Below are 13,986 nucleotides of genomic sequence, written 5' to 3'. Positions count from 1 at the left end.
CCGTCAGGCTTCCACGAACACCTGGAAGCCACCATAGATCATTCGTTTCATGTAGGCGGGCATGTTTTCCATGCTCGCCGCCAGGCGCGGGTCGGCCATCACCTTCTTCATCACCTCGTCGCGATGTTCTCGCGACTTGTAGGTGGCGTAGGAAAAGACGATCGTCTCGCCTTCCCCCTGCTTTACTGCCATGGGGAAGGAGGTCACCTCCCCGTCCGGCACATCGTCGGCCTTGGCCTCAACATAGGACAGGGCGCCGTGCTCCATCCAGACCGTCCGGCCCAATTCGGCGTTCTTTCGATAGTCCTCGAATTCGGCGTTCGGCACCGCCAGAACGAAACCATCCACATAGGTCATGACAGACTCCTCTCTTGGTGTTGACTGTCAAAGGACGAATGGACGGCGCCGGTTCCGACAGGCCCCAAACAAATCAGCTCCAGTCACCCTCCGGCGTACCGTTGAAACGCTTCTTCAGATCGGACCAGCAGTCGACGTAATCCGCCTGCAAGGTTTCGAGCCCTGCGGCATAGCCGGTCAGAAGCTGCGGGAACCGCGTCTCGAACATGAACGCCATGGTGTGGTCGAGCTTGACCGGCTTCAGGTCGGCGCGCGACGCCTTCTCGAACCCCGTCGCGTCGGGGCCGTGCGCGAGCATCATGTTGTGAAGGCTCATGCCGCCGGGCACGAAGCCTTCTTCCTTGGCGTCGTACTGGCCGTGGATGAGGCCCATGAACTCGCTCATGATGTTGCGGTGATACCAAGGCGGGCGGAACGTGTCCTCCGCCACCATCCAGCGCGGCGGGAAGATGACGAAATCGATATTGGCCGTGCCTTCCTCACCCGACGGCGCCGTCAATACCGTGAAGATCGAAGGGTCCGGATGATCGAACAGGATCGCACCGACAGGAGAGAAGGTAGCGAGGTTATACTTGTAGGGTGCGTAATTGCCGTGCCAGGCAACGACATCGAGGGGCGAATGTCCGATCTTGGTGACGTGGAAGCGGCCACACCACTTCACCACGATGCGGCACGGCGTTTCCTTGTCCTCGTACCAGGCGGTCGGCGTCTTGAAGTCGCGCGGATTGGCTAGGCAGTTGGCGCCGATCGGCCCGCGGTCGGGCAGCGTGAACTTGGCGCCATAGTTCTCGCAGACATAGCCGCGCGCCGTTCCATCCATCAACTCCACCTTGAAGGTGAGGCCACGAGGCAGCACGCAGATTTCGCCCGGCTGCACCTCGATCACGCCCATCTCGGTGACGAAGCGCACGCCGCCGACCTGCGGCACCACCATCAGCTCGCCATCGGCGTTGAAGAAATGGTCGTCCACCATGTCAGCGTTGGCGACATAGACGTGCGAGGCCATGCCCGCCTGCCCGAACACGTCGCCGGCGGTGGTCATGGTGCGCATGCCATGGATGAAATCGGTCGGCTCCGACGGCATCGGCGTCGGGTTCCAGCGCAACTGGCCAAGCGGAAGCTCATGGTCGCCGACGTTCGGCGCCGATTTCCAAAGCGGCAGGTCGAAAGCCTTGAAGCGGCCGTGATGCTTGACGCTGGGCCGGATGCGGTAAAGCCAGGAGCGCTCGTTGGTGCCGCGTGGCGCGGTGAAGGGAGAGCCGGAAAGCTGCTCCGCGTAGAGGCCATAGGCCGGGCGCTGCGGCGAATTGCGACCTTGCGGCAGCGAACCGGGCAAGGTCTCAGTCTCGAAGTCGTTGCCGAAGCCGGGCATGTAGGTGTAAGCGGACGCTACCTTGCCGGCTCGCGCCTGCGCGGCGGGGGTGCTCATCTCGTTCATCTTCGGCCTCCCGATCGGATCGCGGCGACATCTCGCCGTGGCGCATGTCCTTTGACAGGCGCCCGAATTTGTTACATCGGTAACAATTGAATATGTAACTATCAACCCGGCCTGACTGTGAACGACGACCTGCTTTCGCTCGAAGAATTCCTGCCCTATCGGCTCAACCGGCTGGCCGACGCCGTCAGCCGCGACTTCTCGCGTCTCTACCGCGACCGCTTCGGCCTGACCCGGCCCGAATGGCGGCTGCTGGCGACGCTTGGCCAATATGGCACGATGACAGCGACCGCGATCGGCCAGCACTCCGCCATGCACAAGACCAAGGTGAGTCGCGCGGTGACCACGCTGGAGGAACGCCGCTGGCTGCGGCGGGCACCCGACGCGACGGATCGGCGGGTGGAGCACCTGACGCTGACGAAAGCCGGCGAGAACGCCTACCGGGAACTTGTGCCGCTGGCGCGGGAATTCGAGCAGCGCATCCTCGAGCAGATGAGCCCAGCGGAGAAAAGCGCCATTATAGGCGGGCTGGCAGCGCTGGAACGCGCCATGCTGCAGCAAAGGGATCAGGATTGAAGCGCATGCGGCGAAACACTTTCGCCGCATGCATCAACGACTACTCCGCCGCTTCCTTGAATGGCTGGCTCGCAGCTTCAAGCTGCTTCTTCTTGCTGATGCTGAAATCCGGCTTGATCTTGGCTGCGAAGTGTTTCTTGGCGCCGGAGAGCTTCCAGGCAGCCGCGAAACCAGCCTTCATCCAGAAGACCGGACCGCTGATCGCGCGCGAGCGGGGTTTCCAGCCGACGAAATGCCGTCCCACGCCGTTGGCGAGATTGACGAGATAGTGACGACGGATTTCGTCGGTCCAGTATTCGACCGTGAAGGAAACGTTGAGGCTGTCGCCGTTGACGACCCGGTGCGGATAGTTGAGCGGCCACAGCGCGCCCATGCCCGGCTTGAGGTGCAGGACAGTCGCCTTTTCCTCGAAGGACGGGTCGTAGTCGATCTCCTCGTATGAAAGACCGGTGACGACACGCTCCAGCGCTTCCTGCGGCAGGAAGGGGTCGCCGTCGGGATAGATCCAGATGGTTTTCTCGCCACGGACGTGCATCAACCCCTGCCCCGGAATGTCGCAATGGTAGAATACCCGCGCATTGGGCGAGGAAATCAGCAGGCCGATGCGGTGCTGGAACGTCTTGAGGCCCGGAACCTGCGCGGCCAGATCGCCCAGGAGCTTGTCGATGATCGCCTGATAGCGTGGATCGAAGCTGCCGGCTTCGGCAACGTTGATCCACAGCAGGCCTTCACGGACGGCCTGGAGAATTTCCATGCCGCTCATGTCCTCGAACGAGGCACGCTTCCAGCTGGCGCGGTCCTCGCGACCGGGATCCATGGTCGAGACTTCGCGGATCGCTTGCGGATTGCCCTCGATCAGCTTGGCGAGCGCCTCGTCGGCAAAGAGGGGATTGGTCGCCAGATCATGGCGTACCGGAACGATTTTCTTGTTCCACTCGGTGGAAAGATTGTCGGCTTCGAATTGAAAAGTGCCCCGCATGGTCGGTCTCCATGGCCCTGTTGATGCGTTCATCACTGCCACGGAAGTGCAAATCGGCACTTAACCCAACGTCAAACCTGCAGATGCGGTAAACGAGCCGCCTACCGGATCGTTCAATTTCTATCTATCCGCTCTTCCGGTCGGGCTCCTCCGGCATCGGATAAGGCCGGCGCGGCGGCAGGTTGTGCACTACTAGCGCAAACGCGATCAGCACGACGCTCGCCATGAAGACGATGAGAAAGAGCTGCACGCCGTGAACCGGCTCGCCGAACCCGAGGATCGGCAGTGCCGCCGCCGGCGGATGCGTGACCCGCAACGCGCGCATCACGACGATGGTGAGGCCGACGGCCACGGCAGCCGCCAGCCAGGCGCCCGGAAAGATGAAGAACGCCGCTTCGCAGACGATCGTGCCGACGAGATAGCCGCCCATGACGTTGATCGGCTGGGAAAGCGCGCTCGACGGCTGGCCGAAAAGAAGACCCGAGGTGGCGCCCAGCGGCGCGATCAGAAGCGGCAGGTCGATCCAGGTGGCAAGCCCCCCAACGAGCGCGATGCCCGCGATTGCCGCAAGCCCGGCGCGCAGATTGGCCCGCAAGGCCACGGGCGGTTCGTGTCGAACAAAAAGGGCTTTGAGAAAGGACTTCATGGGAAAGACGATATCGGTGGCCTGCAGCTTTCTGACCTAACAGGCCCGGCCCGCATTCTCAAATGCCGGAACGGACAAACCAGACTTGCGACCGCTCACCAGTCCATCACCACCTTGCCGGAACTGCCGCTGCGCATCGCGTCGAAACCGGCCTGATAGTCTTCGATGCCGATGCGATGGGTGATGAGCCCTGTCACGTCCAGCGGACCCTGCACCAGCGCGATCATCTTGTACCAGGTCTCGAACATTTCGCGGCCGTAGATGCCTTTCAGGTGCAGCATCTTGAAGATGACCTTGTTCCAGTCGATCTCGAAGCCGGTCGGCGCGATGCCGAGGATGGCGATCTTACCGCCATTGTTCATCGTGTCGATCATGTCGCGGAAGGCCACGGCAGAACCCGACATTTCGAGGCCGACGTCGAAACCTTCCGTCATGCCCTCTTCGTTCATCACGTCGCGCAGGCTCTCTTTCGATGCGTCGACGACGTGATGCACACCCATCCTGCGCGCCAGGTCGAGGCGGACGCGGTTGATATCGGTAATGACCACCTTGCGCGCGCCGACGCACTGGGCGACCAGCGCACCCATGATGCCGATCGGCCCGGCGCCGGTGACGAGCACGTCCTCACCCACCAGATCGAAAGACAGCGCCGTATGCACGGCATTACCGAGCGGATCGAAGATCGCGGCGATCTCGTCCGGGATGTCGTCCGGGATGGGCACGACGTTGTGCTGTGGCAAGACGAGGTATTCGGCGAATGCGCCGGGCCGGTTGACGCCGACACCAAGCGTATTGCGGCAGAGATGCCCCCTGCCCGCGCGGCAGTTGCGGCAATGGCCGCAGACGATATGGCCCTCGCCGGCGACCCGCTGGCCGACCCTGTATTCGGTGACGGCGGAACCGAAGTCGGCGACCTCGCCGACGAATTCGTGGCCGGTCACCATCGGCACCGGCACGGCCTTCTGCGCCCACTGGTCCCAGTTGTAGATATGCACGTCGGTGCCGCAGATCGCGGTCTTCTTCACCTTGATGAGCACGTCGTTGGGCCCGATCTCGGGAACCGGCACCTGCTCCATCCAGATGCCCGGCTCGGCCCTGGCCTTCACGAGTGCGCGCATCATATTCGACATCGTCGCCTTCCTCCAAAATCGCCTGCGCCAGATAGCACAGCTTTGTGCCATTTACGTCACCGGAAGCCGCAACGAAGCATGGCCATGACGGTTTTGGCAGCCTAGCCTCGACGTGACGCAAGGGCACCATGGCATGCACGCTTCCGAAAGCGCTACCTCGAACCCGACCGCTCAACGCCGCGAACGCGGCGGCAGGCAGGCACGCCGCGAGCAGCGCAGCCATGGCCAGGACGGGCCCGGCCGGCCCTACATCGTCCGCAACATTCCGACCTACGATGTGTTGTCGGACGAAAACCTGCTGCGCATAGAACGGACGGCGGACCGGATTCTCGCCGAGATCGGCATCGAGTTCCGCGACGATCCGATAGCGCTCGACCATTGGCGCCGAGCCGGGGCGCGCATAGACGGCGAACTGGTCAGGTTCGAGCCCGGCATGTTGCGGGAAATTCTTTCCACCGCGCCAGCCGATTTCGTTCAACATGCACGCAACCCGGCCAAGTCGGTTGTCATCGGCGGCAGGAATGTCGTGTTCTCGCCTGCCTACGGCTCCCCCTTCGTGATGGACCTCGACCGGGGCCGGCGCTACGGCACGATCGAGGAGTTTCGCAATTTCGTGAAGCTGGCGCAGGCCTCGCCCTGGCTGCACCATTCCGGCGGCACGATCTGCGAGCCGGTCGACGTGCCGGTCAACAAGCGGCATCTAGACATGGTCTATGCCCACATCCGCTATTCCGACCGGCCCTTCATGGGCTCCGTGACGGCGGAGAGCCGCGCCGAGGATTCAATCGAGATGGCGCGGCTCGTTTTCGGACACGACTTCGTCGACCGGAACTGCGTCATCCTCGGCAACGTCAACGTCAACTCGCCGCTGGTCTGGGACGCCACGATGACCACCGCGTTGCGCGCCTATGCGCGGGCCAACCAGGCGGCGGTCGTGGTACCGTTCATCCTCGGCGGCGCTATGGGCCCGGTGACCAATGCAGGCGCGATCGCGCAATCGCTGGCCGAAACCATGGCCGGCTGCGCGCTGACGCAACTCGAGCGACCCGGCGCTCCCGTGATCTTCGGCAATTTCCTCTCGTCGATGTCGCTGCGCTCCGGCTCGCCGACTTTCGGCACGCCTGAGCCGGCCATCGGCTCGATGATCGTCGGCCAGCTCGCCCGGCGCCTGAACCTGCCGCTGCGCTGCTCGGGCAACTTCACCACCTCGAAGCTTCCCGATGCGCAGGCGATGAACGAAGGCACCATGTCGATGCTTGCCGCCGTCCATTGCGGCGCAAACTTCATCCTGCATTCGGCAGGCTTCCTCGACGGGCTGCTGTCGATGTCTTACGAAAAGTTCGTCATGGACGCCGACTTCTGCGGCGCGCTCCACACCTATCTCGACGGCGTTACCGTCGACGACAACCAGCTCGCGCTCGACGCCTTCCGCGAGGTTGGGCCGGGCAGCCATTTCTTCGGCTGCGCCCATACCATGGCGAACTACGAACACGCCTTCTGGGATTCCGGCATCGCCGACAACGAGCCGTTCGAGAAATGGGAAGCGGCCGGAAGCGAAGACGCCGCGACTCATGCAAACCGCAAATGGAAAGCGATGCTGGCCGAATACGAAGCGCCGCCGCTGGACGAAGGCGTGGACGAGGCGCTGAAGGATTTCATCGACCGGAAGAAGGCCGCAGCCGACGATGCGTGGTATTGATTGCCACCGACCCCGATCCGCATGGAGCTCGCACGTGAAGACACTTTCAGGTCCTTTCCTGGCAATCGCGGCCGTGTGGTCGCATCCGGCATGGGCCGGACCCGCAGCCGATGCAGTCGGCTATTTTTATTCCGAGGGGATCGGCATGGAAGCGGACGACGCGAGCCGGGACCGCTTCACGGGACCAGCGAAGGCCTATCTCGACGCCAGCGATCGCGCCTTCGACGAACGGGAGGAGATCTGTCTCGATTTCGGGCTTGCCGTCGACGGGCAGGATTTCGACCCTACGGAAATTGCAAGCACGCTGGAGCTTGACGAGGCCGCCAATGACGGCGCGGGAATCGTGGTCGCACGCTTCACGAATTTCGGCCAACCACGCGAGATCGAGTGGACACTGGTCGAAGAGAACGGCACCTGGAAAGTCGCCGACATCGCCAACGAGGCGGCGGGCTGGCGCGTGAGCCAGTTCGTGTGTGAATAGGCGCTCCACATCAGCATGACGACCGACCCCCTTCTCCAGCCCTATCGCCTGAAGCATCTGACCTTCAAGAACCGTCTCATGTCGACGGCCCACGAGCCGGCCTATTCGGAAGACGGTCTGCCGAAGGAGCGCTATCGGCTCTACCATGCCGAAAAAGCAAAGGGCGGCATCGCCCTGACGATGACGGCGGGCTCGGCAATCGTGTCGCGCGACAGCCCGGCTGCATTCGGGAACCTGCAGGCCTATCGCGACGAGATCGTGCCTTGGATGGCGGAGCTTGCCGACGCCTGCCACGAGCACGACTGCAAGGTGATGATCCAGCTTACCCATCTCGGTCGGCGTACCGGGTGGAACAAGGCGGACTGGCTGCCGGTACTCTCCGCCTCGCCGGTGCGCGAGCCCGCGCACCGCGCCTTTCCGAAAGAGGCCGAGGACTGGGACATAGAGCGCATCATCGCCGACTACGCAGCGGCCGCCCAGCGAATGCAGGCGGCCGGGCTCGACGGCATCGAGTTCGAGGCCTACGGCCACCTGATGGACGGGTTCTGGTCGCCGGCCACCAACCATCGCGATGACGACTACGGCGGTGCGCTCGAGAACCGGATGCGCTTTTCCAACCGGGTTATCGACGCGGTGCGGGAGGCCGTCGGACCGGATTTCGTGGTCGGCGTGCGCATGGTGGCGGACGAGGACCTCGCAACCGGAATTTCGCGAGATGAAGGCATCGAAATCGCACGACGGCTCGCCGGTTCCGGCAAGATCGATTTCCTCAACATCATCCGCGGGCATATCGAAACCGATGCGGCGCTGGCCGATGTCATACCGATCACCGGCATGCGCTCGGCACCGCATCTGGACTTCGCTGGCGAAGTGCGTGCGGCAACCGGCTTCCCGATATTCCATGCGGCGCGCATCTCCGACGTCGCAACGGCGCGGCACGCCGTGGAGGCCGGCAAGCTTGACATGGTCGGCATGACCCGGCCGCACATCGCCGACCCGCATATCGCCCGCAAGGTCGCGGCGGGGCAGGAACATCGCATACGGCCCTGTGTGGGCGCGACCTACTGCCTCGACCGCATCTATGAGGGCGGCGAGGCGCTGTGCATCCATAATGCCGCGACGGGACGCGAGGCGACGATACCGCACGTGATCACGCGCACCGACGACGCACCTAAGCGCGTCGTCGTGGTCGGCGCCGGTCCTGGGGGACTGGAAGCTGCACGCGTGACTGCGGAGAGAGGCCACGCGGTGACGGTGCTGGAAGCGTCCGGCAAGGCGGGCGGCCAGATCAATCTGGCAATCCAGAACCCGCGCCGGCGCGAGCTGGTCGGCATCGTCGACTGGCGGCTTTTCGAGCTGGAGCATCTCGGCGTCACCATCCGCTACGACTGCTGGGCGGAGGTAGAGGACGTGCTGGCGCTGGAGCCGGACGTGGTGGTCGTGGCGACAGGCGGGCTGCCGCAGTCTCCTCCGCTGGAAACGGGCGAGGAACTGGTGACATCAAGCTGGGATCTTCTGTCGGGCGCGGTCAAGCCGGCGGAAAGCGTGCTGGTCTACGACGACAATGGCGGCCATCCCGGCATGAGCGTCGCGGAAGTTGCCGCGAATGCCGGCGCGCGGGTTGAACTTGTCTCGCCCGAGCGCTTCTTCGCGCCCGAGATGGGCGGGCTCAACCACGTGCCCTACATGCGCGCCTTCCACGAGAAGGACGTCACGATCACCATCAATACGCGGCTCGTCGCCGTGCGCCGTGACGGCAACAAGCTGGTGGCGACCCTCGGCTCCGACTTCGCCCAGGGATGGCGCGGCGAACGACTGGTCGACCAAATTGTGGTCGAGCACGGCACCGTTGCGAATGACGAGCTCTACCATGCGCTGAAGCCACTGGCGAAGAACGGCGGCGCGGTCGACTACGAGCGGCTGGTGGGCAACGGTGCGATTTTCCCCATCGCGAATCCAGATGCAGCCTTCATGTTGCTGCGCATCGGCGACGCCGTTGCCTCACGCAACATCCACGCGGCGATCTATGACGGCATCCGGTTCGCTATGCGGGTCTGAGAAACCCGGCAGCACGCCTTGCTCTGAACCTTCTATCGCATGAATTGAATCCAGCTCCGCATCGCTGCGGAGACATCGGGGCTTTCACTCGTGTGTGTTTCCGCCTTAGTCTGGAGGGTGTGATAGCCGGTACGACAAAAAACGGGAACGCGACCGGCAGAGATACGAAACAGCAATGGGAGACGACCGATGACGATGACCAGACTGCCGCTCGTGGCGGCCGCGATCGCATTCCTGGTTTCTCCGGCTATGGCCGGTGAAACCCTGGACCGGGTGACGAGCAGCGGCACGCTGACGATGTCGTCAGACCCGGAATATCCGCCGCAGTCCTTCCTGAACGATGCAAACGAGATGGACGGCTTCGATGTCGATGTCGGCAAGGAGATAGCCAAGCGGCTTGGTGTCGAGCTCAAGATCGTCACGCCGGCCTGGGAGGTCATCACCGCCGGCGGCTGGGCGGGGCGCTGGGACATGTCGGTCGGTTCGATGACGCCGACGGCCTCGCGCGCGGAGGTGCTGAGCTTCCCCGCCGTCTATTATTACACGCCGGCGTCGTTCGCCGTGCACACGGATTCGTCCGCGGCAACGCTTGCGGACCTCGACGGCAAGGTGATCGGAACCTGCGGCGGCTGCACATATGACGCTTATCTCAACAAGGATCTGGTGATCGACGCAGAGGGCGCACCGCCTTTCGAATATCAGGTGACCGCGGGCGAAATCCGCACCTACGAAACCGACACCAACGCCTTCGACGACCTGCGGTTGGGCGACGGTGTGCGCGTGGACGCCGTGTTCTCAGCACTGCCAACCATCCAGGAAGCGATCAAGAACGGCTACCCGATGAAAGTGGTCGGCGAACCTGCGTTCTATGAACCGCTGTCGGTGGCAACGGACAAAGGTGACGCCGAATTCGATGCGAAGATCGCCGAGGTGGTCGGCGCTATGCATGAGGATGGTACGCTCACGGCGCTCTCGGAGAAGTGGTATGGCGTCGACCTGAGCACGGCAGAGTGAGGTGACGGCAGCAGCAAGCCGGACGGGATCGCGCGAAGATCAGCCCGCGCGATCCTGGCTCGACGCGGCAAGGCCGTCGCGCGGTGAGGCGATCGCAATCGCGTGCTTGGCTATATTACTCATCTGGCTGCAGCTCGGCGGAACGCGTATCGGCGGCCTCATTGCGCCGCTGACCGGCGGTGCGACCGGCGAAAACACGGTGCCGGGCTGGGGTCTTCACGTGCTGACGGGACTTCTTGTCGCCGGTGCGGTCTGGGCGAACATAATCGCGCTGCGGCTGCTGCCATTCCGGCTGCAAGTGATGATCGTGTGGGCGGAGCTGCTGTTGCTGTTCGTCGCCTTCGTCAACAGCTTCAACCGCGATTTCGGCATCTGGTTCGAGCAGAGCCAGGACGGCGTTTCCAACATCGCCTACATGATCACCACTGGCGCGGTCACCACGCTCTACGTCTCGGCGATCTCCATCGTCGTGGCCTGCATTTTTGCCATGACCGCCGCCCTTGCCCGGCTCTCCAGCTTCGGCCCAGCCTATGCGGTCTCGACCTTCTACACCTCGTTCTTCCGCGGAACGCCGCTGCTGCTGCAGGTCTACCTGATCTATCTGGGCCTGCCGCAACTCGGCCCGCAATTCGCGCTCGACGCCGTACCTTCGGGCATCCTCGCACTGTCGCTATGCTACGGCGCCTATCTCGCGGAGATCTTCCGGGCGGGCATACTGGGTGTACCGCACGGTCAGCACGACGCGGCCAAGGCGCTGGGCCTGCCGCCCCGGCTGACCTTTCGCAAGATCGTCTTTCCGCAAGCGATGCGCCTGATCGTGCCGCCCACAGGCAACCAGTTTATCGCGATGCTAAAGGATTCGTCGCTGGTGTCGGTGATGGGGGTGTGGGAACTGACGCGCACTGCGCAGATCATCGGGCGGCGGGATTTCCGTGTCTTCGAGATGCTGATCGCCGCCGCGATCATCTACTGGGCGCTGTCGATCTGCTTCGAGCTGATCCAGGCACGCATCGAACGCCACTACGGCAAAGGCTATGAGAGGCGTTAGCAGCGTTGTCAGGCGACGTTGCGGTTGCCTTCCACGTCGCCGCCGATGCAAACCCGGTTACGGCCCTCCGACTTTGCGCGATAGACGGCCACGTCGGCCTGCTCCATCAGCGCCGCCAGCGATCTGGTCTCGTCCGCGCCGCGGACTGCGAGCCCGATGCTGACCGTAACATCCCGTTTTATCCGCGCCCTGCGGGCCGACTTGAGCGCCTCGATGTTGACGCGCATCCGTTCGGCGATGGTCGACGCCTCTTCCGCGCTCACGCCATTCAGAACGACTGCGAACTCCTCCCCGCCGAGGCGGGCGAGAAGATCCACATCAGGGCGAATGCTGCGCTCCAGCGCGGCGGCAACCGCGACGAGGCAGGTGTCGCCTTCGACGTGACCGAAGCTGTCGTTGTAGGATTTGAAGTGATCTATATCGACCACGAGGAGCGCGCAGCGACCGCGTACGGCCCGCGCGAAACTCATCAGTCGGCGCCGATTGGCAACGCCGGTAAGCGGATCGGTATGGCTTTCGATCTCGAGCTGCCGGTTGGCGGCCTCCAGTTCCGCACCACGATCCTTGAGCCGCTCGGCCAGCCGCTTGTTTTCCATCGACAGATGCAGCGCATTGGAAAGCTGGTCGCCGAGAGCCCGGCCGATGATGATCGCGAAGGCGCCCATCAGGAAGAAGCCGGAAGCGATGAGCCACTTGAACTGCAACGTGCTGAGCGAGAGGCCGAGCGCATAGGTCCAGAAGATCGGCAGGTGGAAAAGGTTGTAGGCCCTGAGATAGACGACAGACGGGATCGACACCGTGACCGCCGCCATTCCTATCGACAGCGTAAGTACAGCCTGGTTCTCATTGGCGAATGTCAGCATCCAGGCGCCACCGACGCCCCAGGCCAGCCCCGACACCAAATGCATGACACAGACGAAGCGGGCCCAGGACCTCGCACCCCAACGTTGCGGACGATTGCGGGCGTAAAGCAGGGTCGACACGAGATTGGTAACCGCAACCGCGGTGATGACGAGCTGCCAGGCGATCAACGGGATGGCCGTGGAGGGCGACCAATAGACATAGACGGCGAAGAGCGCGCCAACGAGACTCAAAAACGACGCGGGCGACGAATTGAGCATCGCGTCCATGCGCATCTTGAGGATGGCGTCGTGTTCTTCGTTGTCTGCCTGTGTTTCCGCCACCGCGACCCGCCTCTACTTCCGCTATGTAAGCTTAGGCAGCCAATCCTAATATTTGCTTGCCCCGCGTCTCCGCGCATCGGCTGCGCCACGGCTTACAGTCCGCTGGTCGGATTGCTGGTGGATTTCGAACCGCGTCGGCGCAAGACTCAGCCGATACCGATCGGAGACGAATCATGACGAAGGATTTTATCGCACATCTTTCCCGGGAACTCGCGGGCCTCAAGGAAACCGGGCTCTACAAGTCGGAACGCGTGATCTCGTCCATGCAGTCCGCCGAGATCGAGGTGGGCGGCCGAAAGGTTCTCAATTTCTGCGCCAACAACTATCTTGGGCTTGCCGACAGCGAGGAGCTGCGCGACGCAGCCAAGGATGCACTCGACCGTTATGGCTACGGCATGGCGTCAGTGCGCTTCATCTGCGGCACGCAGGAGGAGCACAAGCAGCTCGAAGAGCGCATCTCCGCCTTTCTCGGCATGGAGGACACGATCCTCTATTCCTCCTGCTTCGACGCCAACGCCGGCCTGTTCGAGACGCTGCTTTCGGAAGAGGACGCGATCATCTCGGATGCGCTCAATCATGCCTCGATCATCGATGGCGTGCGGCTCTCCAAGGCGCGACGCTACCGCTATGCCAACAACGACATGGCCGAACTGCGCGCCCGCCTCGAGGACGCGAAGGATGCGCGGTTCCGGCTGATCGCTACCGACGGCGTCTTCTCCATGGACGGCATCATCGCCAACCTGCGCGGGGTCTGCGACCTCGCCGAGGAGTACGGCGCCATGGTCATGGTCGACGACAGCCACGCCGTCGGCTTCGTCGGCGCCCACGGCCGCGGTTCGGTCGAGCATTGCGGCGTCGAGGGGCGCGTCGACATCATTACCGGCACGCTGGGCAAGGCGCTGGGCGGTGCATCGGGCGGCTATACGAGTGGACGGCGCGAGGTCGTGGACTGGCTGCGCCAGCGCTCGCGTCCGTATCTCTTTTCCAACACGTTGATGCCGGCGATCGCGGGCGCTTCCCTCAAGGTCTTCGACATGATCGACAACGGCGACGCGCTGCGCGAAAAGCTCTACGCCAACGCCGACCGGTTCCGCAATGCAATGACCAAGGCGGGCTTTACGCTGGCCGGCGCCGACCACCCGATCATCCCGGTGATGATCGGCGACGCCGCGCTCGCGGGAGACATGGCCGCGAAGATGCTGGAGCGCGGCATCTACGTGATCGGCTTCTCGTTCCCGGTCGTGCCGCGTGGGCAGGCCCGCATCCGCACGCAGATGTCCGCGGCCCACTCGTTCGACGACATCGACCGGGCGGTTGAGGCGTTCGCGGAAGTGGGCCGGGAGTTGGGCATAGTATAGCGGGGACGCCGACCTCCGCGC

13 protein-coding genes are annotated in these 13,986 nt (G+C 63.4%); 7 read left to right on the top strand and 6 right to left on the bottom strand.

Going from position 1 to position 13,986, the window contains the following annotated elements; translation table 11 throughout:
* Nucleotides 1–3: 3 nt before the first annotated feature.
* Both ACVJNE_RS10525 and hmgA read right to left on the bottom strand, forming a co-directional pair.
* Nucleotides 4–357 carry a DUF1428 domain-containing protein gene (locus ACVJNE_RS10525; protein ID WP_499565358.1) on the bottom strand — a complete coding sequence of 118 codons (354 nt, stop codon included), beginning with the start codon at nucleotides 355–357 and terminating at the stop codon, nucleotides 4–6.
* A gap of 73 nt (nucleotides 358–430) precedes the next feature.
* Complete coding sequence (hmgA, locus tag ACVJNE_RS10520; protein ID WP_499565472.1) at nucleotides 431–1,786, bottom strand: homogentisate 1,2-dioxygenase; 1,356 nt, start codon at nucleotides 1,784–1,786, stop codon at nucleotides 431–433.
* A 126-nt stretch (nucleotides 1,787–1,912) separates the two neighbouring features.
* Here hmgA and ACVJNE_RS10515 point away from each other — a divergent pair, with 126 nt between their 5' ends.
* Nucleotides 1,913–2,368, top strand: a complete 456-nt coding sequence (locus tag ACVJNE_RS10515) for a MarR family winged helix-turn-helix transcriptional regulator (protein ID WP_499565356.1) — start codon at nucleotides 1,913–1,915, stop codon at nucleotides 2,366–2,368.
* A 40-nt stretch (nucleotides 2,369–2,408) separates the two neighbouring features.
* Here ACVJNE_RS10515 and ACVJNE_RS10510 read toward each other — a convergent pair whose 3' ends face one another.
* From ACVJNE_RS10510 to tdh, 3 genes are all read right to left on the bottom strand, one after another.
* Nucleotides 2,409–3,347 (bottom strand): hypothetical protein, encoded by a 939-nt coding sequence (locus ACVJNE_RS10510; protein ID WP_499565355.1) that lies wholly within the window; start codon nucleotides 3,345–3,347, stop codon nucleotides 2,409–2,411.
* 124 nt (nucleotides 3,348–3,471) lie between these two features.
* Complete coding sequence (locus ACVJNE_RS10505; protein WP_499565353.1) at nucleotides 3,472–3,948, bottom strand: HPP family protein; 477 nt, start codon at nucleotides 3,946–3,948, stop codon at nucleotides 3,472–3,474.
* A gap of 140 nt (nucleotides 3,949–4,088) precedes the next feature.
* Nucleotides 4,089–5,123 carry an L-threonine 3-dehydrogenase gene (gene tdh, locus ACVJNE_RS10500; RefSeq protein WP_499565351.1) on the bottom strand — a complete coding sequence of 345 codons (1,035 nt, stop codon included), beginning with the start codon at nucleotides 5,121–5,123 and terminating at the stop codon, nucleotides 4,089–4,091.
* A gap of 133 nt (nucleotides 5,124–5,256) precedes the next feature.
* Here tdh and ACVJNE_RS10495 point away from each other — a divergent pair, with 133 nt between their 5' ends.
* The 5 genes from ACVJNE_RS10495 to ACVJNE_RS10475 all read left to right on the top strand — a co-directional run bounded on the left by ACVJNE_RS10495 (nucleotide 5,257) and on the right by ACVJNE_RS10475 (nucleotide 11,423).
* Nucleotides 5,257–6,822, top strand: coding sequence for a trimethylamine methyltransferase family protein (locus tag ACVJNE_RS10495; RefSeq protein ID WP_499565349.1), 1,566 nt, complete (start codon nucleotides 5,257–5,259; stop codon nucleotides 6,820–6,822).
* Between the two features lie 34 nt (nucleotides 6,823–6,856).
* On the top strand, nucleotides 6,857–7,303 hold the full coding sequence (locus ACVJNE_RS10490; RefSeq protein WP_499565347.1) for a DUF3828 domain-containing protein: 447 nt from the start codon (nucleotides 6,857–6,859) through the stop codon (nucleotides 7,301–7,303).
* Between the two features lie 15 nt (nucleotides 7,304–7,318).
* Entirely contained in the window at nucleotides 7,319–9,361 is a 2,043-nt protein-coding gene (locus ACVJNE_RS10485; protein WP_499565345.1) for an oxidoreductase, read from the top strand.
* A gap of 189 nt (nucleotides 9,362–9,550) precedes the next feature.
* A complete protein-coding gene (locus tag ACVJNE_RS10480) occupies nucleotides 9,551–10,375 on the top strand; it encodes a transporter substrate-binding domain-containing protein (protein ID WP_499565343.1) in 825 nt (274 codons plus the stop codon).
* 106 nt (nucleotides 10,376–10,481) lie between these two features.
* The gene (locus tag ACVJNE_RS10475) at nucleotides 10,482–11,423 is read left to right on the top strand and encodes an amino acid ABC transporter permease (protein ID WP_499565341.1); all 942 of its coding nucleotides are present in this window, start codon (nucleotides 10,482–10,484) and stop codon (nucleotides 11,421–11,423) included.
* 8 nt (nucleotides 11,424–11,431) lie between these two features.
* Here ACVJNE_RS10475 and ACVJNE_RS10470 read toward each other — a convergent pair whose 3' ends face one another.
* Nucleotides 11,432–12,607 (bottom strand): GGDEF domain-containing protein, encoded by a 1,176-nt coding sequence (locus ACVJNE_RS10470; RefSeq protein ID WP_499565339.1) that lies wholly within the window; start codon nucleotides 12,605–12,607, stop codon nucleotides 11,432–11,434.
* A 173-nt stretch (nucleotides 12,608–12,780) separates the two neighbouring features.
* Between ACVJNE_RS10470 and ACVJNE_RS10465 the strand changes: the two genes are divergently transcribed.
* A complete protein-coding gene (locus tag ACVJNE_RS10465) occupies nucleotides 12,781–13,965 on the top strand; it encodes a glycine C-acetyltransferase (RefSeq protein WP_499565337.1) in 1,185 nt (394 codons plus the stop codon).
* Nucleotides 13,966–13,986 lie beyond the last annotated feature (21 nt).

It is taken from the genome of Mesorhizobium sp. DxT, assembly GCF_058448885.1.
This window is presented reverse-complemented; position numbering and strand designations above follow the sequence as displayed.